The 25,490-nt window shown below is 73.3% G+C and carries 21 protein-coding genes; 6 read left to right on the top strand and 15 right to left on the bottom strand.

Features of this window, described 5'->3' with window-relative positions:
* Positions 1-49: 49 nt before the first annotated feature.
* Positions 50-2,170: a collagenase gene (locus tag R4Z63_RS25455; protein WP_491522596.1), complete on the bottom strand. Its 2,121-nt coding sequence runs from the start codon at positions 2,168-2,170 to the stop codon at positions 50-52.
* A gap of 401 nt (positions 2,171-2,571) precedes the next feature.
* Between R4Z63_RS25455 and R4Z63_RS25450 the strand changes: the two genes are divergently transcribed.
* Positions 2,572-3,990 carry an aminopeptidase P family protein gene (locus R4Z63_RS25450; protein ID WP_384446658.1) on the top strand — a complete coding sequence of 473 codons (1,419 nt, stop codon included), beginning with the start codon at positions 2,572-2,574 and terminating at the stop codon, positions 3,988-3,990.
* Positions 3,991-4,182: 192 nt separating this feature from the next.
* Here the strand turns inward: R4Z63_RS25450 and R4Z63_RS25445 are convergent, their stop codons facing one another.
* Positions 4,183-4,581 (bottom strand): RidA family protein, encoded by a 399-nt coding sequence (locus R4Z63_RS25445; protein WP_037915190.1) that lies wholly within the window; start codon positions 4,579-4,581, stop codon positions 4,183-4,185.
* Positions 4,578-5,726: an acyl-CoA dehydrogenase family protein gene (locus R4Z63_RS25440; protein WP_384446660.1), complete on the bottom strand. Its 1,149-nt coding sequence runs from the start codon at positions 5,724-5,726 to the stop codon at positions 4,578-4,580. Before R4Z63_RS25440 ends, R4Z63_RS25445 begins: the two co-directional genes overlap by 4 nt.
* A 148-nt stretch (positions 5,727-5,874) precedes the next feature.
* Here R4Z63_RS25440 and R4Z63_RS25435 point away from each other — a divergent pair, with 148 nt between their 5' ends.
* The 3 genes from R4Z63_RS25435 to R4Z63_RS25425 all read left to right on the top strand — a co-directional run bounded on the left by R4Z63_RS25435 (position 5,875) and on the right by R4Z63_RS25425 (position 9,274).
* Positions 5,875-7,533, top strand: a complete 1,659-nt coding sequence (locus tag R4Z63_RS25435) for an AMP-binding protein (RefSeq protein WP_384446662.1) — start codon at positions 5,875-5,877, stop codon at positions 7,531-7,533.
* A 9-nt stretch (positions 7,534-7,542) separates the two neighbouring features.
* Positions 7,543-8,343 (top strand): PaaX family transcriptional regulator, encoded by an 801-nt coding sequence (locus tag R4Z63_RS25430; protein WP_037915181.1) that lies wholly within the window; start codon positions 7,543-7,545, stop codon positions 8,341-8,343.
* Between the two features lie 91 nt (positions 8,344-8,434).
* Positions 8,435-9,274: a GNAT family N-acetyltransferase gene (locus tag R4Z63_RS25425; RefSeq protein ID WP_384446664.1), complete on the top strand. Its 840-nt coding sequence runs from the start codon at positions 8,435-8,437 to the stop codon at positions 9,272-9,274.
* 19 nt (positions 9,275-9,293) lie between these two features.
* Here the strand turns inward: R4Z63_RS25425 and R4Z63_RS25420 are convergent, their stop codons facing one another.
* The 7 genes from R4Z63_RS25420 to R4Z63_RS25390 all read right to left on the bottom strand — a co-directional run bounded on the left by R4Z63_RS25420 (position 9,294) and on the right by R4Z63_RS25390 (position 19,687).
* Positions 9,294-11,549, bottom strand: a complete 2,256-nt coding sequence (locus R4Z63_RS25420) for a bifunctional salicylyl-CoA 5-hydroxylase/oxidoreductase (protein ID WP_384446666.1) — start codon at positions 11,547-11,549, stop codon at positions 9,294-9,296.
* Positions 11,550-11,553: 4 nt separating this feature from the next.
* Positions 11,554-12,381, bottom strand: coding sequence for an enoyl-CoA hydratase family protein (locus tag R4Z63_RS25415; RefSeq protein WP_037915172.1), 828 nt, complete (start codon positions 12,379-12,381; stop codon positions 11,554-11,556).
* Between the two features lie 136 nt (positions 12,382-12,517).
* A complete protein-coding gene (gene argF / locus R4Z63_RS25410) occupies positions 12,518-13,537 on the bottom strand; it encodes an ornithine carbamoyltransferase (protein ID WP_384446668.1) in 1,020 nt (339 codons plus the stop codon).
* Positions 13,538-13,683: 146 nt separating this feature from the next.
* Positions 13,684-14,910: an arginine deiminase gene (locus R4Z63_RS25405; protein ID WP_037915166.1), complete on the bottom strand. Its 1,227-nt coding sequence runs from the start codon at positions 14,908-14,910 to the stop codon at positions 13,684-13,686.
* Positions 14,911-14,956: 46 nt separating this feature from the next.
* Positions 14,957-15,463, bottom strand: a complete 507-nt coding sequence (locus R4Z63_RS25400; protein ID WP_384446671.1) for a hypothetical protein — start codon at positions 15,461-15,463, stop codon at positions 14,957-14,959.
* Positions 15,464-15,638: 175 nt separating this feature from the next.
* Positions 15,639-18,197, bottom strand: coding sequence for a polynucleotide kinase-phosphatase (locus R4Z63_RS25395; protein ID WP_384446673.1), 2,559 nt, complete (start codon positions 18,195-18,197; stop codon positions 15,639-15,641).
* Positions 18,194-19,687 (bottom strand): 3' terminal RNA ribose 2'-O-methyltransferase Hen1, encoded by a 1,494-nt coding sequence (locus tag R4Z63_RS25390; protein WP_384446675.1) that lies wholly within the window; start codon positions 19,685-19,687, stop codon positions 18,194-18,196. Before R4Z63_RS25390 ends, R4Z63_RS25395 begins: the two co-directional genes overlap by 4 nt.
* 121 nt (positions 19,688-19,808) lie before the next feature.
* On the opposite strand from R4Z63_RS25390, the gene R4Z63_RS25385 reads away from it, so the two are divergent.
* The gene (locus R4Z63_RS25385) at positions 19,809-20,612 is read left to right on the top strand and encodes an excalibur calcium-binding domain-containing protein (RefSeq protein ID WP_384446677.1); all 804 of its coding nucleotides are present in this window, start codon (positions 19,809-19,811) and stop codon (positions 20,610-20,612) included.
* Between the two features lie 10 nt (positions 20,613-20,622).
* Here the strand turns inward: R4Z63_RS25385 and mmuM are convergent, their stop codons facing one another.
* Positions 20,623-21,537 carry a homocysteine S-methyltransferase gene (gene mmuM, locus R4Z63_RS25380; RefSeq protein WP_384446679.1) on the bottom strand — a complete coding sequence of 305 codons (915 nt, stop codon included), beginning with the start codon at positions 21,535-21,537 and terminating at the stop codon, positions 20,623-20,625.
* Between the two features lie 15 nt (positions 21,538-21,552).
* Positions 21,553-22,476, bottom strand: a complete 924-nt coding sequence (locus R4Z63_RS25375) for an LLM class F420-dependent oxidoreductase (RefSeq protein WP_384446681.1) — start codon at positions 22,474-22,476, stop codon at positions 21,553-21,555.
* Positions 22,477-22,679: 203 nt separating this feature from the next.
* Here R4Z63_RS25375 and R4Z63_RS25370 point away from each other — a divergent pair, with 203 nt between their 5' ends.
* Positions 22,680-22,931, top strand: coding sequence for a hypothetical protein (locus R4Z63_RS25370; RefSeq protein WP_037915150.1), 252 nt, complete (start codon positions 22,680-22,682; stop codon positions 22,929-22,931).
* 77 nt (positions 22,932-23,008) lie between these two features.
* Here the strand turns inward: R4Z63_RS25370 and R4Z63_RS25365 are convergent, their stop codons facing one another.
* The 3 genes from R4Z63_RS25365 to R4Z63_RS25355 all read right to left on the bottom strand — a co-directional run bounded on the left by R4Z63_RS25365 (position 23,009) and on the right by R4Z63_RS25355 (position 25,431).
* Complete coding sequence (locus tag R4Z63_RS25365; RefSeq protein WP_037915147.1) at positions 23,009-23,494, bottom strand: DUF6099 family protein; 486 nt, start codon at positions 23,492-23,494, stop codon at positions 23,009-23,011.
* 123 nt (positions 23,495-23,617) lie between these two features.
* Positions 23,618-24,010 carry a nucleotide pyrophosphohydrolase gene (locus tag R4Z63_RS25360; RefSeq protein ID WP_384446683.1) on the bottom strand — a complete coding sequence of 131 codons (393 nt, stop codon included), beginning with the start codon at positions 24,008-24,010 and terminating at the stop codon, positions 23,618-23,620.
* Positions 24,007-25,431: an AAA family ATPase gene (locus R4Z63_RS25355; protein ID WP_384446685.1), complete on the bottom strand. Its 1,425-nt coding sequence runs from the start codon at positions 25,429-25,431 to the stop codon at positions 24,007-24,009. The genes R4Z63_RS25360 and R4Z63_RS25355 overlap by 4 nt, the downstream gene beginning before the upstream one ends.
* Positions 25,432-25,490: the final 59 nt, after the last annotated feature.

Below are 25,490 nucleotides of genomic sequence, written 5' to 3'. Positions count from 1 at the left end.
CCAGACCGGTCCCGCGCCCTCCTCGGGCGCGGGACCGGTCCGGTACCCGTCAGCTGCGCAGCGGCCCCTCACAGCTGTAGCTCGACGTCGCGGCGACCTTGTTGCTCCAGATCTCCGGCGGACCGAAGGAGCAGTTCATGTCGGCGAGGTTGTTGGAGGCGGCGCCCGCCCGGTCGAGGATGAAGTAGTCGACCGTCTCCGACATGTCCTTGAAGTTCTGGTCGTCGCTGCGCCAGTTCTTCAGGTTCGCGGTGATCCGGCCCGTGCAGGTGAAGCGGCGCTTGCCCGGGTCGCCGTTCTCCACGCAGTCCGGGGTGTTGTAGGTGGCCGCGGCGAAGGACGACTTCACCGAGGCGAGCGCCGAGTCGCGCAGCTGATCGTTGGGGGTGAAGGAGGTGTTCGGCACGAAGAGCTGATCGACCTTGGCGATCTGTGCGTCCAGGAAGCGGTCGTAGTCGCGCTGGAGGTAGGTGTCGGCCCCCATCCGGTGGCGCCAGGCGTCGTACGCCGCGACGTCGTCGGCGCGCAGGTGGGTGTACATCTCGCGCAACAGCGAGGGCTTCTCGGTCCACAGGAACTCGAAGAAGGTGCCGGCGTAGCTGTAGAAGCGGAAGCCGTCGCCGGCGTAGGTGGCGTTCAGCAGCTGCTCGACGGTCATGCGCGGGCCACCGCCGGCCGTGTCGCTGATGATGCTCTTCACCAGGGACTTGCGGACGGCGATGCCGTTGTCGCGGGTGGCGCCGTCGAAGAACTCGGCCGTGCCCTCGTCCATGGCGGTCGTGCGGTCGCTCTCGTACCAGGGGCCCTGGCCGAAGAAGCCGGGGACGGCGAAGCGGCCGTTGAGGTAGTGCGTGTACTCGTGGCGGAAGAGCTCCTCAAGGGTGAGGGAGGAGTCCTGCGGGACGCGGCGCTGGTAGGTGTAGAAGGTGGCGCCGTTCTCGATGTAGATGCCGCCGTTGTTGGTGTCGTAGCCGGTCAGGATCGGGTGGTAGTTCACGTAGTCGGCGCGGGAGCCGTAGAGCACGATGTTCAGGGTGGCGTTGGGGTCGCCCGCGAGCGGCTGGTCGGTCCCCAGGACGCGGTGGTACTGGGCCTTGACCTGCTTGCTGGCGTAGTAGAGCTGGTCGACGGTGGCCCGGTCGAGGCCGGTGCGGACCTTGATGGCGCCGTTGTCGTAGGTGTAGGTGTAGGGGAACAGCTGCTTCTCGATGTCCTCCCGGCACACCCCGTACGGCGTGCAGGCCTCGTAGAAGTTGAGCCAGGAGACGACCTTGGCCCACGGCTCGCTGCCGTCGCCGAAGCCGGCCTTCAGGGAGCCGAGCATCGCGCCGAGGTCGGCGACGATCGGGTCGCGCAGGCCCTCGACCTGGCCGAAGCGGGCGTACTCGCTGAGCGCGTCGCGCACCACCCAGGCGTTGGCCGTGCCCTTGAGGTGCGTGTAGCCGGAGAAGGCCTTGAAGGCGGCACGGTAGGCGGGGTCGGCGGCCACGGCCGCGTGGAAGGCGGTGTCCTGGTTGCCCGGGTAGACGCCGAGGTAGTTGGTGGAGAGCGCGGCGAGCACGGCGCCCGCCCACGCGGGGTCCAGGTGGGTGGCCGGGTGGGCCGGGTCCATGGTGGCCAGGACCTTTCGCACCAGGCCGAGCTGGTGCTGGCGCAGGCCGGGGCCGGCGGCATAGAGGGCCTCGCGCAGGGTGCGGGCGTTGGCGGGAGTGACGTCGAAGGTCCGCGCCGCGCCTCCGAAGGCGTCGATGGCCTCGCGTATCGCGGCGACCGTCGGGGCGTCGGTGATATCGATCTCGTCGCGTGAGAAGTCGTGGTAGGCGACGGCGTGCAGGTACGTGAACATCTCCTCCAGGTGGGAGGAGTTGCGGCCGTCGTGGGCGGCGGCCAGGGCGGATATCCGGCGGGACACGGCCTGGACGTGCGCGTCCGACATGACCGGGGCCAGGCGGGCGTCCCAGGTCCAGATCAGTCCGCGCAGGCAGCCGTCGGCCAGGACCGCCTGGTCGGCGAGGAAGTCGGCGAACTGCTCGGGCGTGAGGTTCGTGATCCCGTCGAGGGTGCAGGGGACGCCTGCGGCGACGCTCTTCGCGGTGGGTGACAACGCGGCCGCCTTGCCCCGCTTCTCCAGCTCCTGGACCGACCCGCCGGCGGGGGCCGCGCCGGGCACCTGGCCGGAGAGGTTCAGCCCGCCCGGGGCCGGGGCGGGGGCGGGGGCGTTGTCCTTGGCCTCGGCGAAGCGGTCGACCTCGTCGAAGGGGTTCCCCGTGGGGCCGGGGGCCCGCGGCGGCGGTTGCGGCGGCCTGAGCGCCCGTGAAGGCGGCGGGGGGCCGCGGACTCGGCGGCCTGCGTGGTGCCCTGCGCCGCGGTGGCGAGGAGGGTCACCGCAATGGCGGAGGCGAGGAGGGAAGAGCGCACAGCTCTGTGCTTGAGCACCGAGAACTCCTGTTCGGAGAGGGTGAGGTGGGGGGTGGTGCGTGAACTGCCCTGCGTCACGCGGCGTTTGACGGGGATTAACGTGCCGCGGTGTGAGCTGTAACATAGTAATGTGAAATTGCACTGACAAGACCTATGCGCCCACCAGTTCGCGTCTTCTATGAAGGAGCCCCCGTGACCGAATCCCCCGCCCACCTCAACACGGGCAGCCACGACCGTCCGGTGTCACCGGAGTTGTCCCGGTTCATGGCGGGCGGCTGGGCACCCTCCCCGCTCCCTCCCTCCGCGCGGGTCGCGGCACACGACGTCACCCCGGCCCGCCGGGCGCGGCTTTCGGCCCGCTTCCCGGGCGAGCGGCTGATCGTCCCCGCGGGCGAGCTGACGGTCCGCTCCAACGACTGCGACCACCGCTTCCGCCCGCACAGCGCGTACGCCTGGCTGACCGGCCTCACCGGGGAGGACCAGGCGGGGCACGTACTGGTCATGGAGCCGTCGGGTCCACACGCGCACGAGGCCGTGCTCCACCTGCGACCTCGCTCGCCGCGAGCCGACGGGGACGGGGAGTTCTACCGGGACCGCCGGTACGGGGAGTTCTGGGTGGGGCGCCGTCCGGACCTCGCCGAGGCGGAGCGCCTGACCGGGATCCGCTGCACACGCCTCGATCCGCTCGGCCCGCCGGAAGGCCGCAACGCGGCCACCGACCCGGAACTCGCCGCGGCACTGTCGGAACTGCGCCTGGTCAAGGACGCTTGGGAGGTAGAGCAGCTGCAACTGGCCGTCGACCACACGACGGCGGGATTCGAGGACGTCGTACGGTCCCTGCCGCAGGCCCTGGCGCACCCGCGCGGGGAACGGTGGATCGAGGGGGTCTTCGGCCTGCGCGCCCGGGCCGAGGGCAACGGCACCGGCTACGAGACGATCGCCGCGTCGGGCGCCCACGCGTGCACCCTGCACTGGATCCGCAACGACGGCCGGCTGGACGGGAGCGAACTGCTCCTCCTGGACGCGGGCGTGGAGACGGACACCCTCTACACCGCGGACATCACCCGCACCCTCCCGCTGTCGGGCCGCTTCTCACCCGTCCAGCGGCAGGTCTACGAACTGGTGCTGGCCGCCCAGGAGGCGGGCATCGCGGCACTGCGCCCCGGGGCGCGCTTCGGGGACTTCCACCGCGCCGGGATGCGGGTGATCGCCGAAGGCCTGGCCGAGTGGGGCGTCCTGAAGAACGCCGAGGGCGACCTCCACCGGCGGTACACCCTGTGCAGCAGCGGCCACATGCTGGGGCTCGACGTGCACGACTGCGCGAAGGCCCGGGCCGAGACGTACCTGGACGGAGTCCTGGAGGAGGGCCAGGTCCTGACGGTCGAGCCGGGCCTGTACCTCCAGCCCGACGACGAGACCCTCCCCGCACCGCTGCGGGGCATCGGCGTCCGCATCGAGGACGACCTGGTGATCACGGCGGACGGCGCCCGGCTGATGTCGGGCGCACTGCCGCGCACGGTCGCCGGCATCGAGGAGTGGATGTCCGGCCTCCTGGAGGACGGCCACGCCTGAACCAGCTGGGCCCACCGACCGTCACCTCGATGGCCCGTCGACAGCCGGCGCCGAGCGGTTCGGTGCCGTTCCCGGCGGGACGTGCGGCATGCGGGGCTGGACCGCCGGGCCGGGGCGGCCGACGGCAGAGCACCGTCCCGTCGTCCCGCCGCCGCGTCCCCGCACCCCGCAGGGACACGATCGGGAACGCCGCTACGGGAGGACCGCCGTGCCGTCGAGTTCGACCAGGGCCTGGTCGTCCCAGAGGCGGACCACGCCGATGACGGCCATCGCCGGATAGTCACGGCCCGCCGCCCGCCGCCAGATGCGGCCCAGTTCGGCCGCGTGGCTGCGGTACGCGGCCACGTCGACCGCGTACACCGTCACCCGGGCCAGGTCCGCCGGGGCTCCGCCGGCCGCGGCCAGGGCCGACAGGAGGTTGGCCAGCGCCGTCTCGAACTGCTCCGGAAGAGTCTCCCCCACCACCTTGCCCGCGCCGTCCAGCGCGGTCTGCCCCGCCAGAAACACCAGCCGCGAGCCCGTGGCCGCCACCGCGTGGGAGAAGCCCGTGGCCGGCGAGAGTTCCGCCGGGTTGATCCGGTCGAGGCTCATCGCCCGGCCACCTCCGCGCCCAGCGCCCCGTACAGCTCCTTCGCGATGATCGTGCGCTGCACCTCGCTCGCCCCCTCGTAGATCCGCGGTGCCCGCACCTCCCGGTAGAGGTGTTCCAGCAGGTGCCCCCGACGCAGGGCGACCGCGCCGTGCAGCTGGACCGCGTGGTCCACGACGTACTGCGCCGTCTCCGTGGCCAGCAGCTTCGCCATCGCCACCCGCCGCGGCACGTCCGCCCCGCCCCGGTCGCAGGCACCGGCCGCCGCATAGACGAGCAGCCGGGCCGCCTCGGTGCGGGTGGCCATCTCGGCCACCCGGTGCGCCACCGCCTGGAGGTCGCTCAGCGTTCCGCCGAACGCGGTCCGCCCGGCCGTGTGCGCGAGGGTCGCGTCCAGCGCGGCCCGGGCCATGCCCACCGCGAACGCGCCGACGCTGGGCCGGAAGAGGTTCAGGGTGTCCATGGCGACGCGGAAACCCCGCCCCGGCTCGCCGAGCAGGTCCTGCCGTCCCACCGGAACCCCGTCGAAGCTCAGGGACCCGATGGGATGCGGGGAGAGCATGTCCAGCGGCTCCCCGCCGAGACCCTCGCGGTCCGCGGGGACCAGGAAGGCCGACACCCCCTTCGCCCCCGGCCCTTCACCCGTCCGGGCGAACACGGTGTAGAAATCCGCTTCGGGGGCGTTGGAGATCCAGCACTTCTCACCGGTCAGCCGCCAGCCGCCGCGCCCGGCCGCCGCGTCCGGAACCGCGGCCAGCGCCAGCGCCGCCGCGTCCGAACCCGCCCCCGGCTCGCTCAGCGCGAAGGCCGCCACGGCCCGCCCGGCCCGTACCGCGGGCAGCCACCGCTCCTTCTGCGCCTCGGTGCCCGACCGCAGGACCGGGTGCGCCCCCAGGCCCTGGAGGGCCAGCGCGGTCTCTGCCTCCGTACAGCCGTAGGCGAGGGACTCCCGCAGCAGGCACAGCTCCAGCGCACCCGCGGAGAACACCCGCTCCAGCAGGCCCAGCTCACCCAGCGCCGCCAGCAGGGGCCGGTTGACCCTGCCCGGCTCCCCCTTCTCCGCCAGCGGCCTCAGTCGCTCCGCCGCCAGTGCGCGCCACCGCGCGCACCACTCCTCCTGGTCCGCCCCGAGCGCGAATCCGGTCATCCGAATGCCCCCGCTTCTATCGCGTCCTGTTGACTGCCGTCACCATCACGATACGCTCCTTGGAGTACCTCCCGGCGGTCGCCGGGAGAAACGACCGCACGGCCGGCCCCACCCCACTCCGGACCGCTGCAAGGGGGGCGAACCCGCCTTGGACCTCAAGCCTTCCGCTCACGTCGACACCTTCGCGCGCGACCATCTGCCACCCGCGCAGGCCTGGCCGGAGCTCCTCTTCGATCTGCCCGAACTGGCCTATCCGGACCGGCTGAACTGCGGGGCCGAGCTGCTCGACGCGACCATCGCCCGGTTCGGCCCCGAGGGCGCCGACCGTCCGGCCCTCCGCGACGGCGCCGGCGAGGTGTGGACGTACGGCGGGCTGCGCGACCGCGTGGACGGCCTCGCCCACGTGCTGACCTGCGACCTCGGCGTCGTCCCCGGCAACCGGGTGCTCCTGCGCGGCCCCACCGGCCCCTGGCTCGCCGCCTGCTGGCTCGCGGTCATGAAGGCGGGCGCGGTGGCCGTCACCGTGCTGCCCCAGCAGCGCGCGCAGGAGCTGGCTACCGTGTGCGAGATGGCCCAGGTGCGGCACGCCCTGTGCCACGCGGACGTCCTGGACGACCTCGTGAAGGCCGAGGTGCCGGGGCTGCGGATCACCGCCTACGGCGGCGGCGCCGAGGACGACCTGCTCCGCCTGGCGCGGGCGCACCGGGGCAAGCCCTTCCCCGCCGCCGCGACCTCCGCCGACGACGTCGCCCTGATCGCTTTCACCTCCGGCACCACCGGGCGGCCCAAGGGCTGCATGCACTTCCACCGCGACCTGCTCGCCGTCGCCGACACCTTCTCCCGCCATGTGCTGCGGCCCCGCCCCGACGACGTGTTCGCGGGCAGCCCGCCCCTCGGCTTCACCTTCGGCCTGGGCGGACTCGTCGTCTTCCCGCTGCGCGCCGGCGCCTGCGCGCTGCTGCTGGAGGACGCGGTGCCGCGCCGGCTGCTGCCCGCGCTCGCGGAGCACCGGGTGACGGTGCTGTTCACCGCGCCCACCGCCTACCGGACGATGCTGGACGCCCTCGGCCCGTACGACGTGGGCATGTACGACCTGTCCGCACTGCGCCGCTGCGTCTCGGCCGGGGAGAACCTGCCCGCGGCCACCTGGAAGGCCTGGTACGAGCGCACCGGTCTGCGCGTGATCAACGGCATCGGGGCGACCGAGCTGCTGCACATCTTCATCTCCGCCGCCGACGAGGACATCCGCCCCGGCACGACCGGCCGGGTGGTGCCCGGCTGGCAGGCGCGCGTCGTGGACCGGTCCGGACGTCCGGTCCCGGACGGCGAGCCGGGGCTGCTGGCCGTGCGCGGCCCGGTGGGCTGCCGCTATCTGGCCGATCCCCGGCAGGCGGAGTACGTGCGGGACGGCTGGAACCTGACCGGCGACACCTACGTGCGCGACCCGGACGGCTACTTCCGCTACGTCGCCCGGGCCGACGACATGATCATCTCCGCGGGCTACAACATCGCCGGCCCGGAGGTGGAGGAGGCCCTGCTGCGCCACCCGGACGTGGTGGAGGCCGCGGTCGTGGGCCGCCCGGACGAACGACGCGGGCAGATCGTCGTGGCGTACACCGTCCCCCGTGAAGGGGCCGTCCTGACGGAGGACGCCCTGCGCACCTTCATGCGGGCGGAACTGGCCCCGCACAAGTGCCCGCGCTCCTTCGTCTTCCTGCCCGCGCTCCCCCGGACCGCCACGGGCAAGCTCCAGCGCTTCCGGCTGCGCGATCAAGGATCCGGGCCCGACCGCCGGGACACCCCCTAGAGTGAAGCCGTGGTCGAGCAGCACACTCCGCGATCCCTGATCGTCACGTTCTACGGAGCCTACGGGCGGGCCTTCGAGGGCCCGGTCCCGGTGTCCGCGCTGGTACGCCTGCTGGGCGCGGCCGGAGTCGACGCCCCGTCGGTCCGCTCCTCGGTGTCCCGGCTCAAGCGGCGCGGCTTCCTGCTGCCGGCGCGCGCCGCGGACGGCTCGGCGGCGTACGGGCTCTCCGCAGAGGCGCGCCGGCTGCTGGACGACGGCGACCGCCGCATCTACGGCGGCCCGCAGCCGTCGGACGCATGGCTGGTGGCGGTCTTCTCCGTACCCGAGCAGGAGCGGGCCAAGCGGCACCTGCTGCGCTCCCGGCTGGCCGGCCTCGGCTTCGGGGCGGTGGCGCCGGGCGTGTGGATCGCCCCCGCCCGGCTGGCGGAGGAGACCGCGCACACGCTGGAGCGGCTGCGCCTGACGCCGTACGTGGAGCTGTTCCGCGGCAGTCACCTCGGCTTCGCCCCGGCCGCCGAGGCGGTGGCCCGCTGGTGGGACCTGGCCTCGCTGGCCAAGCAGCACGAGGAGTTCCTCGATCTGCACGAACCGGCCCTGCGCGCCCTCCAGTCGGGCCCGCGGCCGACACCGGAGGATGCCTACCGCGGCTACCTCCTCGCACTGGACAGCTGGCGCCGCCTGCCGTACGCCGACCCGGGCCTGCCGCGCGAGCTGCTCCCGGCGGGCTGGCCGGGCGACCGGTCGGCGGCCGTCTTCGCCGAACTCCACGCCCGGCTGCGGGACATCGGGGCGGAGTTCGTGGAGCTGTAGGCCGGACCGCGTGCTCCGAGCGCCGCTGCCGGGCGCGCTGCTCACGGGAAATGCCGGTGCGCGCGGCGGCACGGCCGCGGCAGGATGAGCCATGACCTGGACCTTCACTTCCGACCTGGCCGCCTACCGGACCGCGGCCGGCCCGGCCGTGGCCGCGCGGCCCGTGCCCAACACCCTGCTGCTGAGCGTGGCCGACGCGCTGGAGCGGCGCGGGCTGCACGCCTTCGGCCCCGAGGCCCCCGTCTTCGGCTGGTGGACCGGTCCCGACGGCGCCGTCTCCGGCGCTCTGGTGTGCACCCCGCCGCATCCGCTGCAGCTCGGCGCGCTGCCCGAGGAGGCGGTGCGCGCGCTGGGCGACGCACTCACCGCCGAGCCGCTGCTGGCCGGGCTCCGGGGGATCACCGCCCGCCGTCCGGACGCGGAGGCCCTGGCACAGGCCTGGGGCCGGTCCACGGTCATCGCCGAGGAGCAGCGGCTCTACCGGCTGGCCGGGCTGGTCGCCCCGCAGCCCTCCCCGGACGGCCGGGCGCGGGTCGCCACCGAAGCCGATCTCGCGCTGCTCGTCGAGTGGCTGGAGGCGTTCCACGCCGAGGTGGGGATACCGGCCGGCTCTTCCGAGGCGCAGGTGCGCGACCGGCTCTCGTACGGCGGGCTGCTGCTGTGGGAGGACGGCGGCGCCCCTGTCTCGCTGGCGTCCTTCTCCCGTCCGGTCGGCTCCACCTCCCGCGTCGGGCCGGTGTTCACCCCGCCCCGGTTCCGGGGCCGCGGGTACGCCGCCGGCGTCACCCACGCGGTGAGCGAGGCGGCGTACGCGGCCGGCGCCGCGGAGGTCGTCCTCTTCACGGATCTCGCCAACCCGACGAGCAACGGCGTCTACCTGCGGCTGGGCTACCGGCCGGTCGAGGACCGGGCCCGGATCGTCCCGGCCTGAACCGGTCGCGGCCGGGCCGTCAGCCGCGGCCCGTCGGGGGTTTGCGGCTGCCGGCGCGGTAGGGGGCGGGCCAGGGGGCGGCCGGGCCTTCGTAGGACTGGTCGGCGGCCGCGTGCAGGGTCCAGTGGGGGTCGTAGAGGTGGGGGCGGCCGAGGGCGCACAGGTCCGCCCGGCCGGCCAGCAGCAGGGAGTTGACGTCGTCCCAGGAGGAGATGGCCCCGACGGCGATGACGGGGACGCCGAGCGCGTTGCGGATCCGGTCGGCGTACGGGGTCTGGTACGAGCGCCCGTACTCGGGGGCCTCGTCCGCGACGACCTGGCCGGTGGAGACGTCGATGGCGTCCGCGCCGCGGGCGGCGAACGCCGCGGCGATCTCCACCGCCTCCTCCGCCGTGGTGCCGCCGGGCGCCCAGTCGGTGGCCGACAGACGCACGGTCATGGGGCGCTCGACGGGCCAGACCGCGCGGACGGCGTCGAAGACCTCCAGCGGGAAGCGCAGCCGGTTCTCCAGGGAGCCGCCGTAGGCGTCGGTGCGGTGGTTGGTCAGCGGCGAGAGGAAGCCGGAGAGCAGGTAGCCGTGGGCGCAGTGCAGTTCGAGCAGGTCGAAGCCGCAGTCGGCGGCGCGGACGGCGGCCGCCGCGAAGTCGGAGCGCAGTGCGGTCAGGTCCGCCCGCTCCAGGGCGCGCGGCAGGGCGGAGACGCCCGGCCGGTAGGGCAGTGCGGAGGCGGCCACCAGCGGCCAGTTGCCGTCCGGGAGGGGGTCGTCCATGCCTTCCCACATGACCTTGGTCGAGCCCTTGCGGCCGGCGTGGCCGAGCTGGACGCCGAGGGCGGTGCCGGGCGCAGCGGTGTGGACGAAATCGGTGATCCGCCGCCAGGCGTCGGCCTGCTCCTGGGTGTAGAGGCCGGCGCAGCCGGGAGTGATGCGGCCCTCTTCGCTGACGCAGACCATCTCGGTCATCACGAGCCCGGCTCCGCCGAGGGCCCGTGCGCCGAGGTGGACGAGGTGGAAGTCGCCGGGCACGCCTTCCTCGGCCGAGTACATGTCCATGGGTGAGACGACGACCCGGTTGCGCAGGGTCAGGCCGCGCAGGGCGAGCGGGGTGAACATGGGCGGGGTGGACGCGTCGGGGCAGCCGAAGTCGCGTTCCACGGCGCGGGTGAACCGTTCGTCGCGCAGCCGCAGGTTGTCGTGCGTGACGCGGCGGCTACGGGTGAGGAGGTTGAAGGCGAACTGCCGGGCGGGCTGGTCCGCGTATCCGGCGAGTTCCTCGAACCAGCGGCTGCTGGCGGCCGCGGCCCGCTGGGTGCTGGCGACGGCGGGGCGACGGGCCGCCTCGTAGGCGGCGAGGGCGGCCGGTACGTCCCCTTCGGCAGCGTCCAGCGCTTCGGCGAGGGCGAGGGCGTCCTCGACGGCGAGTTTGGTGCCGGATCCGATGGAGAAGTGGGCGGTGTGCGCGGCGTCGCCGACGAGCGCCACGTTGCCGTGGGACCAGTGCTCGTTGACGACGGTGCGGAACTGGGTCCAGGCGGAGCGGTTGCCGTGCAGGGGCCGGCCGCGCAGGGCCTCGCTGAAGATCTTGGCGCAGCGGGCCGCCGATTCGTCCTCGTCGCAGAGGTCGAGGCCGGCCGACCGCCAGACCTCCTCGCGCATCTCCACGATGACGGTGGAGGCGTCGGCCGCGTAGGGGTAGGCGTGCAGTTGCACGACTCCGTGCTCGGTCTCCGCGATCTCGAAGCGGAAGGCCTCGAAGGCGAAGTCGGCGGCGAGCCAGATGTAGCGGCAGCGGCCCGCGGTCAAGGTCGGCCGGTAGTGCGCGGCATCGGCGTCGCGGATCGCGCTGTGCACGCCGTCCGCCGCGACCACCAGGTCGTGGGAGGCGCGCAGCTCGGCGACGTCCGGAGCCGCGGTGCGGAAGCGGAGCCGGACGCCGAGCCCGGCGCAGCGCTCGTGCAGGATCTCCAGGAGCCGGCGCCGTCCGATGGCCGCGAAGCCGTGACCGCCCGAGGTCAGCAGCCGTCCCCGGTGCACGACGTCGATGTCGTCCCAGCGCACGAACTCCGCGCTCAGGGCGGCGTGGACGGTGGTGTCGGCCCGTTCGATGCCACCGAGGGTCTCGTCGGAGAGCACGACGCCGAAGCCGAAGGTGTCGTCCGGGGCGTTGCGCTCCCACACCTCCACGGCGTGGCCCCGGCGGGCCAGGAGCGCGGCGGTGTACAGCCCTCCCGGTCCGCCGCCGACGACGGCGACCCGCAATGCGCTGCCGAGGGGCATGGCGCTACCTGCCCTTCCACTCCGGCGGCCGCCTCCCGGTGAAGGCCGCGTGGAACTCCGCGTAGTCCTGGCCGTTCATCAGCAGGGCCTGGGTGGCCGCGTCCAGCTCAACGGAGGCGGCCAGCGGCATGTCGAGTTCGGCCGTGAGCAGCGCCTTGGTCTGTGCGTGGGCGAGGGAGGGGCCCGCGGCGAGGCGGGCGGCGAGTTCGGCGGCCCGCACATGGGCCTTGCCCTCCTCGGTGAGTTCGCTGAGCAGGCCGATCCGCTCGGCTTCGGGCGCGTGGACGGGCTCGCCGAGCATGAGCAGGCGGGTGGCGTGGCCGAGGCCGACGACGCGGGGCAGCAGGTAGGCGGCGCCCATGTCGCCGCCGGAGAGGCCGACGCGGGTGAAGAGGAAGGCGAAGCGCGCGGTGGGGTCGGCGATCCGGAAGTCCGCGGCGAGCGCGAGGACGGCGCCGGCTCCGGCAGCCACCCCGTGCACGGCCGCGATCACCGGGAAGGGGCACTCCCGGATCGCGCGGACGACCTGGCCGGTCATCCGGTTGAAGTCGAGGAGCTGGGCCGTGTCCATGGCGAGGGTGGCGCCGATGATCTCGTCGACGTCACCGCCGGAACAGAAGCCCCGTCCCTCGCCGCCCAGGACGAGGGCGCGCACGGAGCGCTCGCGGGACAGTTCGGCGAGGAGATCGCGCAGGTCGGCGTAGGCGCCGAAGGTGAGCGCGTTGATCTTCTCGGGGCGGTCGAAGGTGACGGTGGCGACGCCGTCCCGCCGGGTGACCCGGAGGTGGTGCCACCGTTCGGTCGCTGGTGTGGAACCGGTGAAAGGGCTCACACCACCCACGCTATCACCAGATCGTGACTACCGTCAGAGAAACGCAAGAGCAGGCGTCCACCCGGTGAGCCTCCGGCAGGGGCTCGCCCGAGGGTCGCCGCCCGCCCGGCCCCGGCACCCGACGCGCCGCGTATGACTATGCGTCACCCGGGCCCGGGCGGCCGAGGGTGGCGACGAGGACCGCCTTGATGGTGTGCAGCCGGTTCTCGGCCTCGTCGAAGACCACGGAGTGCTCCGACTCGAACACCTCGTCCGTCACCTCCAGCGAGTCGAGCCCGTGTCGCTGGTGGATCTCCCGGGCCACCTTGGTGCCCAGGTCGTGGAAGGCCGGCAGGCAGTGCATGAACTTCACGTCCGGGTTCCCGGTGGCCCGCAGGACGTCCATGGTGACGGCGTACGGGGACAGGGCCTCGATCCGCTCATCCCAGACCTCCTTGGGCTCCCCCATGGACACCCACACGTCCGTGACCACGAAGTCGACCTGGGCGACACCCTCGGCGACCTGCTCGGTCAGGGTGATCCGCGCACCGCTGTCCGCCGCGAGCCTGCGCGCCGCGGCCACCACGGGCTCGGCGGGCCAGTAGCTCCGGGGCGCGACGATCCGTACGTCCATGCCGAGCAGGGCGCCCGTCACGAGGTACGAGTTGCCCATGTTGAAGCGGGCGTCGCCGAGGTACGCGAAGGCGATCCGGTCCAGGGGCTTGACGCTGTGCTCGGTCATCGTCAGCAGGTCGGCCAGCATCTGGGTGGGGTGCCAGTCGTCGGTGAGGCCGTTGAAGACCGGCACGCCGGAGTGCGTGGCGAGCTCCTCGACGGCCTCCTGACTGTCGCCCCGGTACTCGATCCCGTCGAACATCCGGCCGAGGACCCGCGCGGTGTCCCGGACCGACTCCTTGTGCCCCATCTGGGAGCCGGCCGGGTCGAGGTAGACGGTGTGGGCTCCCTGGTCCGCGGCGGCGACCTCGAAGGCGCAGCGGGTGCGCGTCGATGTCTTCTCGAAGATCAGGGCGATGTTCCTGCCCCGCAGGAGGCGCTGCTCGACGCCGGCCTTCTTGGCCGCCTTCAGATCGGCGGCGAGCTCGATCAGGCCGCGGAACTCGGCGGCCGTGAAGTCCAGCTCCTTGAGAAAACTGCGGCCTTTGAGGTCGGGGGCCATGAGGTCGCTCCAGCGTCACGGTAACAGGGGATGCTGGAAGTCTATACGACCCACTGCATTCATATACAGAATGGCGGTGTGACCTCTCCCGGATCCGCCCCCGATCCGCCCCGGCCCCGCAACCGGCCCGCAACCGGCCCCGCCGCTCAGACGGCGTCTCGCTCCACGGGACAACTCATGCAGCGCGGTCCACCGCGACCCCGCCCCAGCTCGCTGCCCGGGATCTCGATCACCTCGATGCCCTGCTTGCGCAGGTGCGTGTTGGTGGTCACGTTCCGCTCGTAGGCGACGACCACACCCGGCTCCACGGCGAGCACGTTGCACCCGTCGTCCCACTGCTCGCGCTGCGCCGAGTGCACGTCCTGCGTGGCGGTCAGCACCCGGATCGAGTCGAGCGAGAGCGCGGCCGCGATGGCCCGGTGCATGTGCTCGGCGGGGTGGTCGGTCACCTTCAGCTCGCTGCCCCCGTCACCGGGCTCGATCGTGTACGAGGGGAGCATGCCGAGCCCCGCGTACTGAGTGAACGTATCTCCGTCGACCATCGTCATCACGGTGTCCAGGTGCATGAAGGCCCGATGCTTCGGCATGTCGAGGGCCACGATGCACCTCGCCGACCCTGCGGCGAACAGGCCCCGCGCGAGCATCTCCACCGCCTGCGGCGTGGTCCGCTCGCTCATGCCGATCAGCACCGCTCCGTTGCCGATGACCAGGACGTCCCCGCCCTCGATCGTCGAGGGGTAGTCCGCCTGCCCCTGGGACCAATAGTGGAAGGCGCCGGAGCTGGTGAAAAGCGGGTGATGCCGGTAGATCGCCTCGAAGTGGACGGTCTCGCGCTGCCGGGCGGGCCAGCGCATCGCGTTGATCGAGACCCCGTCGTAGATCCAGGCGGAGGTGTCGCGGGTGAAGAGGTGGTTGGGCAGCGGCCCGAGCAGGAAATCGTCCAGGTCCAGGGCGTGGAAGCGCACCGACACCGGCTCGGCGTGCCGTTCCAGGAACTCCCGCTTGGTCATCCCACCGACCAGCGCCTGCGCCAGCTCCGCCGAGGCCAGACCGTCGAACGCCGACCGCAGGTGGTCGGTGGCGAGCGGCCCGTACTCCTTCTCGTCGAACACCCGGTCGAGGACCAGGCGCCGGGCCTCGGGGACGCCCAGGACCTCGCACAGCAGGTCCCCGAAGAGGTGGACCTCCACGCCCCGGTCCCGCAGCACGTCCGCGAAGCCGTCGTGCTCCTGGCGCGCCCTGCGCACCCACAGCACGTCGTCGAAGAGGAGCGCGTCCTTGTTGCTCGGCGTGAGCCGCTTCAGCTCCAGGTCGGGCCGGTGGAGGATGACGCGGCGAAGCCGCCCGGTCTCGGAGTCGACGTGGAATCCCATGCCGTACACGTTCGCAGACCGGGCGGCCTTTTGCGGTGGCCTCGGCTCAGCGGGGCCCGGCGACACCGAGAAGCGCCTCCGGCGCTCCCGTGATCTCCGGCGTGAGCAGACCCAGCTTGGGCGTGGTCAGGTTCGGCAGACCGAAGTTGGACCCGTCGGGCATCGTGAGCGGGGATCCGACGACCGCGCCCGGGGTGCGGGTGCGCACGGTGGTGGCGGGCGACTCCAAGGAGCCCTCGCCGTCCGTCTCCGGCCGGCCCGCCAGGTTGGGCAGCGGGGAGGTGACCAACGTCCCGCCGAGCTCGGTGGCGATCGGGACCGCCGGGAGCAGCGGCGTGGGAAGCATGTCGCCCTTGTGCATGCGAGGGGCTTCGGGCGCTCCGACGACCGGCAGCGGCACCGCGGTCGCGATCCGCGGCACGTCCAGGCCCGTCGTGCTCTCCACACCTTCGAGCGGCACACCCACCGGCACCCCGTCCGCCGCCGCCGGGGTGGCCACGCCGGCCGCGGCCATACAGGTCAAGAGCGCCGCAATGCTTCCGCGCGCGGTCATCTTCATAGGTGACGTTCCGTCCTTCCAGGGTCGCGGTCATTCCGCTGCCCTGGATGAACGATCCCGCCGGTGGTTTTCCCGGCGTTCTCCGCGAAAGTTCCCCCATACGACCTAATTCGGGGCCCTACGGGGGCTCCGCCTTTACGCCGGCGGCCGCGGGCGGCCGCCGGCGCCGTCACAGCCGCGGGTCGACCGGCTCCGACTCCAGGGCGAGGACCGCGAAGACCGGCTCGTGGACCCGCCAGAGCGGCTCCTCGGCCGCCAGCCGGTCCAGTGCCTCCAGTCCCAGCGCGTACTCCCGCAGCGCGAGCGAGCGCTTGTGCCCGAGGAACCGCTCCCGCAGGCGCTCCAGCTGCTGCGGGCGCGTGTACTCCGGGCCGTAGATGATCCGCAGGTACTCCCGTCCGCGGACCTTGACCCCGGGCTGGACCAGCCGGCCCCGGCCGTCCCTGGCGTAGGCCTGGAGCGGCTTGACGACCATGCCCTCGCCGCCGGCGGCCGTCAGCTCCAGCCACCAGTCGGTGCCGGCCCGTACGGAGTCCTCGTCCCCGGTGTCCACCACGATCCGGCCGGTGCGGCGCAGCAGGCCGGTGCCGCCCGGCGTGCCCGGGTCGTCGGACTCGACCAGCCGGTCCAGCCACGCCAGCTGCCGGTCGTGCGGTACGGCGGCCAGCGACCGCCCGGCCGAGGCCAGCACCTGGAACGGTGCGAACCGCACGCCCTCCAGCCCGTCGGTGCTCCAGCAGTAGCGGCGGTAGGCGTCGGTGAAGGCCGCCGCGTCCTCGGCCCGGCCGCGCTGGCGCTCCAGCAGGCCGCCGGTGTCAACGCCTCGGGCAGCGGCCGCCTGCAGTGCGCCGAGGACGTCCGGGAAGACCGAGCGCGAGGCCGCGCCCACAGCGGCGTACTGGCTGCGCAGCAGGCCACCCGACTTCAGCGACCAGGGCAGGAGTTCCCCGTCGAGCAGCAGCCAGTCGGTGCCCAGCTCCTCCCACAGCCCGGCGCCGGTGACCGCCGCGCGCAGCCGTGCGAGGACCTCCTCGGTGACCTCGGAGTCGTGGAAGAAGGGCCGTCCGGTGCGCGTGTAGACGGATCCGGTCGGGCCGTCCACACCGAACCGCTCGCGGGCGGCACCGGCGTCCTTGCAGACCAGGACGGTGGCGCGGGAGCCCATGTGCTTCTCCTCGCACACCACCCGGGCGATGCCGTCCTTGCGGTACTGGGCGAAGGCCTCCGCCGGGTGCTCCAGGTAGCCGTCCTCACGGGATGTGGCGGTCGGCGCCATGGTGGGCGGCAGGTACGGGGCCAGCCGCGGGTCCACCGCGAAGCGGCTCATGACCTCCAGGGCCGCGGCCGCGTTCTCCTCACGGACGCCCACGTTGCCCAGGTGCCGGGTCTCGACGACACGGCGGCCGTGGACGTCGGCCAGGTCGACGGGGCGGCCGTCATGGCCGCCGGGCACGTCGGTGACGAGCGGCCTGACCGGCTCGTACCAGACCTTTTCGGCCGGCACGTCGACCAGTTCACGCTCGGGCCAGCGCAGGGCGGTCATCCGGCCGCCGAAGACGGCGCCGGTGTCGAGGCAGATGGTGTTGTTGATCCAGGCGGTGTTCGGGACCGGTGTGTGGCCGTAGACGACGGCCGCCTTGCCGCGGTAGTCCTCGGCCCACGGGTAGCGCACGGGCAGCCCGAACTCGTCCGTCTCGCCGGTGGTCTCCCCGTACAGGGCGTGCGAGCGGACCCGGCCGGAGGTACGGCCGTGGTATTTCTCGGGCAGGCCGGCGTGACAGACCACCAGCCTCCCGCCGTCGAGGACGTAGTGGCTGACGAGGCCGCGGAGGAAGGCCCGTACCTCCTCGACGAATTCCGGCGGCTCGTGGGAGAGCTGCTCGACGGTCTCGGCGAGGCCGTGGGTCTGCTGGACCTTGGAGCCCTTGAGGTACCGGCCGAGCTTGTTCTCGTGGTTCCCCGGCACGCACAGGGCGTTGCCGGACGCGACCATGCCCATCACGCGGCGCAGGACGCCCGGGCTGTCGGGGCCGCGGTCGACGAGGTCGCCGACGAAAACGGCCGTGCGGCCCTCGGGGTGGACGCCGTCCTCGTAGCCGAGCTGGGCGAGCAGGGTCTCCAGCTCGGAGGAGCATCCGTGGATGTCACCGACGATGTCGAAGGGACCGGAGAGGTGGGTGAGGTCGTTGTAGCGCTTCTCCAGGACGACCTCGGCGGTCTCCGCCTCCTCGACGGAGCGCAGCACGTGCACCTTGCGGAAACCCTCGCGCTCCAGGCCGCGCAGGGAGCGGCGCAGGTCGCGGCGGTGCCTCTGGATGACCGCGCGGGGCAGGCCGGCCCGGTCGGGACGGGCAGCGTTGCGCGTGGCGCAGACCTCTTCGGGCATGTCCAGGACGATGGCGATGGGCAGCACGTCGTGCTCGCGGGCGAGCGCGACCAACTGCCGGCGGGCGTCCGCCTGGACGCTGGTCGCGTCGACGACGGTCAGCCGGCCGGCGGCCAGGCGCTTGCCGGCGATGTAGTGCAGGACGTCGAAGGCGTCCCGGCTCGCGCTCTGGTCGTTCTCGTCGTCGCGGACCAGACCCCGACAGTAGTCCGAGGAGATGACCTCGGTGGACTTGAAGTGCTTGCGGGCGAACGTGGACTTGCCCGACCCGGTGGCCCCGATCAGGACGACGAGAGACAGGTCGGTGACGGGAAGTCTGCGGTGGGTTGCGGTGGTGGTCATGCTGCCTCGCCCTCCTTCGGGGAGTCGTTGGTGGCTGCGGTGTCGCCGGCCGTATCCCGGGTGAAGACGGCCATCTGCGTCGGCGGCCCGACCTCGGGGTCGTCGTCGCCCACGGGGACGTAGGTGACGGTGTAGCCGAAGCGCTCCGCGACCTGGCCGGCCCAGGCGCGGAACTCCTCGCGGGTCCACTCGAAACGGTGGTCGCCGTGCCGAACGTGTCCGGCCGGCAGCGTCTCCCAGCGGACGTTGTACTCGACGTTGGGGGTGGTGACCAGGACCGTGCGGGGCCGGGCCGAGCCGAACACCGCGTACTCCAGCGCCGGCAGCCGCTCCAGGTCCAGGTGTTCGATGACCTCGCTCAGCACGGCCGCGTCGTAGCCGGCCAGCCGCTTGTCGGTGTAGGCGAGCGAGCCCTGGAGCAGCGTGACGCGCGACCTCTGCCGCTCGCCCATCCGCTCCAGCCGCAGCCGCCGGGCGGCGATGGTCAGGGCTCGCACGGAGACGTCCATGCCCACGATCTCGGTGTACGCCGGGTCCCCCAGCAGCGCCTGCACCAACTGCCCCTGTCCACAGCCGAGGTCCAGCACGCGCTGGGCTCCGGCGGCGCGCAGGGCGGCGAGGACGGCCTCGCGGCGGCGCACGGCGAGCGGTACGGGCCGCTCCTGCGTGTCGCGCGTCTCGTCGACGGCGTTGTCGATCTCCTCGACCTCGCTGCCGTCGGACTCGGCGAGTCGGAGCAGTTCCAGGCGCTCGACGGCGTCCTGGGTCAGCCGCTTGTGGCGGGCCAGGTAGCGGGAGCTGATCAGCGCGTTCTCGGGGTGCGCCGCGAGCCAGCCGTCCCCGGCGCGCAGCAGTTTGTCGACCTCGTCGGCGGCGATCCAGTAGTGCTTGGCATCGTCGAGGACCGGCAGGAGCACATAGAGCTGCCGCAGGGCGTCGGCAAGCCGCAGCTCGCCCTCCAGCACGAGACGTACGTAGCGGGATTCCCCCCACTCGGGGAACTGCTCGTCGAGCGGGACGGCGTCGGCCTGTACGAGGTCCCAGCCGAGCGGGTCGAACAGCCGGTGCACCATCGCGGCGCCGCCGCGCGCGGGGAGCACGGGGATCTCGATGCGCAGCGGGCGCACCCGGTCCGGGAGGTCCGGGCGCAGGACGCACTGCCCCTTCAGGGCGGTGCGGAACACCCCGCCGAGCGCGACGGCGAGCAGCGAGGAGGCCGCGTACGGACGGTCGTTGACGTACTGGGCGAGCGCGGCGTCAGGCGCCCCGCCCCGGCCCTTGCCCTTCCCGCGGCGGACGAGCGCGACGGGGTCCACCTCCAACAGCAGGGCCGCCGTACACCGCTGGGCCGTGGCCTCCGGGTAGAAGACGTGGGCGGTGCCGTGGGACTGGTTCTCCACGCGCACCCGATCCGGGTGCTTGTGCAGGAGAAAGCCCAGGTCAGTCGCCGGGTTGTCGGCGGTCCCGGTGGTGGTGATCGTAAGGAACATGCGCTTCAGCATGACTGTCGGTCCGCCCTCGGGCCAACGGATTTCGAGCGAAAACAAGTACGATCTTCAACCTTCTCGGTAGGCTCCGCGCTCCGCACCGTGTTCAGCCTCCAGGAGCGCCATGTACCCGGCACCGCACACCTACGCCTCCCCACCCCCGCACAGGCCCCCGCGGCGCTGGTGGCAGCATCCCGCGACGGTCATCACGGCGCTCGTCCTGCTGCCGCCCGCGGGGATCGCGCTCGCCTGGACGAGCCAGTGGAAGCGGTCGCAGAAGATCCTCGCCACCGTGCTGTCCGGCGTCTGGTTCCTGATACCGCTGTTGCCGGACCCGCCGAAGCAGACCGGGACCGAGGCCGCACCCCAAGCCGCTGCGGCGGCCTCCGCCCCTTCCGCCCCGAGCAGTAGCCCGACGCCGGCGCCGACACCCACGCCGAGCGCCGCACCGCAGATGCCCTCCGCCGTCGGATGGCCCTATGCGCAGGCGGAGAAGGCGGTGGCGGATCTGACCGGCGGCGAACTCAAGGCCCTGAGCGCCTACGACGACATCACCCTCCCTACCGATCACGGGAGTTGGCTCGTCTGCTTCCAGGACGTGGCGGCAGGCGCCGCGCTCGTGCCGCAGAGCGCCGCTCCGGTCGTGCACCTGGCGGCGCCGGGCACCGGCTGCCCCGCGACACCCGGAACGAACCTGCGACCGGAGCCCGTCGCCCCCGCGCCGCCCGCCCCCGCGCCCGCCCGGACGGCCGCTCCGACGAGCGCCCCGGCACCGGACGACGGGACGGGCAGCAGCGGCGGCGGGAGCATCTCGTACCGGAACTGCGCTGCCGTCAGAGCGGCGGGCGCGGCCCCCATCCACCGCGGCGAGCCCGGCTACGGCCGCCACCTCGATCGCGACGGCGACGGCGTCGGCTGCGAAAGCTGAGCAGTCGCCGTCACCTGCCCGACCGCCCGCCCTGCCGGGCCAGTTCCGCGATGCGGTCGGGCCCGATGCGGCAGCAGCCGCCGATCAGCCGGGCCCCGGTACGGCGCCAGGCGTCCGTCGGCCAGGGGGGCATGGCTTCCGGCGCCCGCCAGGTGCCGGTGGCCGCCTCCCAGACGGAGCCGTCGTTGGGGTAGGCCAGCAGCGGCTTGGCGGTGACGGCGGCGGCCGCCTCCAGGGCGGGGAGGACCTCCGCGGGGTCGCAGCAGTTGACCCCGAGGGCGATGACCTGGGGGGCCCGCGCGGCGAGCGCGAAGGCTTCGGGCAGCGGGTGCCCGGACCGAGTGCGGCCGCCCGCCACGGTGTAGCTCAGCCACGCCGGGGCGCCGGTCTCGGCGAGGACGGTGAGCACGGCCTCGGCCTCGTCCGGGTCGGGGAGGGTCTCCACGGCCAGCACGTCGGGGCCCGCGGCGAGCAGGGCCTCGATGCGGGGGCGGTGGAACGCGGCGAGCTCGCGCACGCTCAGCCCGTACCGGCCGCGGTACTCCGAGCCGTCCGCGAGCACCGCTCCATACGGGCCGACCGACGCGGCGACCCAAACGTCGTGGTCGGCGGCCTCGGCCGCCCGGGCGGCGAGCACGACGCTGCGGTGCAGCAGCGCCGTGGTGGCGTCGCGGTCGCGGCCCCGGGCGGCGAAGGCCTCGTAGCCGACCTGGTAGCCGGCGGTGATCAGCACTTCGGCGCCGGCCCGGGCGTACGCCGTGTGGGCGGCCTCGACCTGGACCGGCCGTTCGTCGAGGACGCGGCCGGTCCACAGACCTCCGGTCAGGTCGCAGCCCTGAGCGGAGAGCTGGTTGCTGAGCCCGCCGTCCAGGACGACGGTCCGGTGGGCCAGGGCCTCGGCGAGCGGGCCCGTCGCGCGGGGCATCGCTTTCCCCGTCCGCTAGTGGAGCTGGGGGAGCACCCGGGCCGAGATCAGCTCCAGGTGGTCCAGGTCGTCGAGGTCGAGCAGCTGGAGGTAGACGCGGGAGGAGCCGACGGCGCCGTACGCGCCGATCTTCTCCACGACCTCGGCCGGGGAGCCGGCCAGGCCGTTGGCCCTGAGCTCGTCCACGTCGCGGCCGATGGCGGCGGCCCGGCGGGCCACCTCGGCGTCGTCCTTGCCCACGCAGACCACGAGGGCGTTGGAGTAGACGAGGTCGTCGGGCTTCCGACCGGCCTGCACTGCGGCCTCCCTGACCCGGCCGAACTGCCGCTCGCTGTCGGCGATCGACGCGAAGGGCATGTTGAACTCGTCGGCGTACCGCGCGGCGAGACGCGGGGTGCGCCTGGCCCCGTGGCCACCCACGAGGAGCGGGATCCGGTCCTGGGCGGGCTTGGGGAGCGCGGGCGAGTTCTCCACCCGGTAGTGGACGCCCGTGTAGTCGAAGGTGGCGCCCGGCGCGGTGGCCCACAGCCCGGTGACGATGGCCAGCTGTTCCTCCAGCCGGGACATCCGGTCCGCCGGGAAGGGAATGCCGTAGGCCTTGTGCTCCTCCTCGAACCAGCCGGCGCCCAGGCCCAGCTCGATGCGGCCGCCGGACATCTGGTCGACCTGGGCCACCTGGATGGCCAGGACGCCGGGCAGCCGGAAGGTGCCGGCCGTCATCAGGGTGCCGAGACGGATCCTTGTGGTCTCGCGGGCCAGCCCGGCGAGGGTGATCCAGGCGTCGGTGGGGCCGGGCAGGCCGTCGGCGGCTCCCATCCGCAGGTAGTGGTCGGAGCGGAAGAACGCATCGAAGCCGAGGTCCTCGGTGGCCTTGGCAACGGTCAGGAGGGTGTCGTAGCTCGCGCCCTGCTGGGGCTCGGTGAAAATGCGAAGATCCATACCTTCCATCCTGCCCCTCCCGCCCCGCCAGGGTGAATCTTCGTCAACCGGACGTGTCGATGCCCTGCGCCCTCAGTGACCGGCCCGGACCGGGATCGTTTGCCCGGACGGAGCCGGACCGCCCGGCCCGCGCGCCGGCGGCTTCTCGCCGGTGCGTCCACCGCCCCCTTCCCCTCGGAAGGGCCAGGGCCGAGGAGGCCGCCATGTCCCACGAGGCCGTGCCGCAGACCCCCCGACAGACCGGCTGGACCGGACAGGCCGCACACGACGCACACGACGCACGGCAGGAGTCGGCTGCGCCCGCGCAGAGCGGCGGCGCCCCGAAGGGCCTGCTGCAGCAGATGGAGGAGCTGATGGCCGCGCTGAACGCCGACCTCTCGCAGCTCGACGCCGATCTGCAGTCCTCCGCGGACCGCACCGCCGGGAGCGAGCGCCCGTTCCACCGGTCCTCCTGACCGTGCGGGTCCCGTCGCGCACGGCGGGACCCGGCCCGTGCCGCTGTCTCCACCGCCCGTGCCGGGCCGTGTCCGGCTCAGGCCACGCCCGAGGCGGACCCCCGCTCGCGCACCGTCATGCGGCGCAGGATGGCCCGCACCCGGTCGCTGGACTCGTCAGCCGCGTCGATCGACTCTATGCACTGCCAGTACAGGGCCTCGTCGTCCGTGCCGCAGGCCACCCCCACCAGGGCTATCCCCACTTCGCCCAGGAGTGCCTGGAGCCCGAGGAGCACCTGGCGGACATCCGCCACCACGCTCAGCTGTGCGGCTCGCGGCGGGTACTCGGGCGCGCTGCCCTCGCCGCGCAGGGCCGCCCGGTCCAGTACCCCGCATCCTCTGCCACCTGCTTCCCCCAGTCCCCGCGCCTCCGATCTCAGCTCAGGCGGCCCGGTGACCGCCAGCCAGCTCCCGATTCCCTGTGCGAGCGCCTGGGCCTGCCAGGCCTCGCCCACGATGTCCCACGCAGCCCCGCTCTGTGCCAGCGCGTGCCGGCCGGCCGCGATGAGCCGTACCGCATCCATGTGCCGTCCCCCGTCCGCACGACATCCCGCCATCCTCACCACTACCCAGAGTGAGGGCAACAGACCGGTAAAGCCAGGGGTATTCGGAAAATGTGGACAGAATCGTGATTGTGGAAGAGTCCATCACTCCGAAGAGTGACGATTCGGTGTCGGACCACCCGTTACGGGGAAGCGCAGTTCATTCCTCTCGATCTTCGCGGCGAGCGCATCCAGCACATCCACCCCGAGAACCTCACAGAACTGCAGCAGATACGCGAGCACGTCGGCGACCTCATCGGCCACGCGATGGGCGGAGTCCGGTTCCTCCATGACCTTCGCCGACTGCTCCGGTGTCAGCCACTGGAAGATCTCGACCAGTTCGGAGGCCTCTACACTCAGCGCCACCGCCAGGTTCTTGGGCGTGTGGTACGGCTCCCAGCCGCGCGCCGCCGCGAACTGCACGAGCCTGCGCTGCAACAGGTCCAGCCGTTCCGCGGGGGGCCGTTCGGGCTGCCGGGACTCCTGCGTCTCGTTCATGCCGACAGGTCTACCACCGATACGCCCGGCAAGTGGCGGGCAGCGGCCGCGGTCCCCTCCCCCACGGCCGCCACCAGCCGGACGTGGCCCCGGCCGCAGGACAGCAGCGCCAGCCGCAGCAGTTCGGCGCCCTGCCTGCCGTCGAGGTCGCGGTCGAGGCCGTCGGCCAGCACGGTCAGCGCCTGCTGCGCGGCGAGCAGTTCGGCGGCCGGGTCCATGTCCAGTACGCCCGGTCCGGTGAGCAGGACCAGCGCCAGTGCCAGGAAGCGGAGTTCGCCCGCGCCGAGCCGGGCCAGTTCCGTGGCGGGCCGGCCGGGTCCGCGGTCCAGCACCGCGGTGACGGCGCCGCCTTCGGGAGCCCTCACGTCCAGGGCGGCGACGGGTCCCGCGCAGCCGGTACGGGCGGCCTCGGCCAGCAGGGCGTGGCGGGTACCGCACTCGTGGCGGGTACGGCGCAGTACGTCGGCCAGGTTGGCGCAGTCGCCCAGCAGCCGGCCCTCGCCCCGGGGGACGGGCGCGCGCATCCGCTCCGGGCGGGGGTCGCAGGCGAACACCGAGCGCAGGGCCACGATCACCTGCTCGGAGGCGGTCAGCACCTTCCGCTGGCCGGCCGTGGAGCCCGCGACCCGCAGCGGGAGCAGCGCGGTGCCGAGGCGATCGTCGGGCAGCGGGGCCCGGGTGACGCCGACGGCGCCGCCGGTCAGCCAGGCGGCCTGCACCGAACGCCGGCCGGGGTCGCGCAGGGCGGTGGCGAACAGGATCTGCCCGTCCTGCGTGAGCCGTTCCCCGACGATCCGCAGGGTGGGTTCGGCCTGGACGGCGAGGTCGAGCCGGACCGGACCGGCGGGCCCGTCGACCGTGCACCCGAGGCGGAACCCGCGCCGGTGCTGGGCGTCGGGGAGGGCCCCTTCGGGGATCCGGGCGGCGGGATCGGGGAATGCCTCCTCGACGGTGGCGCCCGCGCCGAGCCCGGCCAACGCCTCGTAGGCGGCCAGGACCTGGGACTTGCCGCTGCCGCTCGGGCCGGCGAAGAGGGTGACGGACCCGACCGGAAAGGCCGCGCCCCGGTGCCGCCCGAAGGCGGACAGCCGCAACTCAGTGACGACGGGACGCAGATGCGGGGGCCGGTTTGCCGCCTCGGCGGGCCGGGCGCCGCCGCGGCGGGCCGCCTGCGGAGAAGCCGGAGCGGGGTCGGCCGGAAGCGGCGCCACCATGGGATCGGTCGCCGTGACAGCGAGGCCGGGTCCCGGGGCGCCGGAACACACCGCCTCGGGACCGCCGGGGACGGGAGCCGCCGGGGCGTCCCGCCCGTCGGGCGGCAAGGGCGCGGGCGCGGCCGGGAACGGCGGCGGTCCGCCGACCGGTCCGGTCGCGGGGGAATCGGTACGGGTGTCGCCCAACGCGACGGCGGTGGCGTCCATGCGCCGGACGGTACGGGTCGCCGGGCCCCCCGCGGCCCCGGCGAACCGTTACTTCGTAC

The sequence above is a fragment of the Streptomyces sp. PL-29 genome (assembly GCF_058344425.1).
This window is presented reverse-complemented; position numbering and strand designations above follow the sequence as displayed.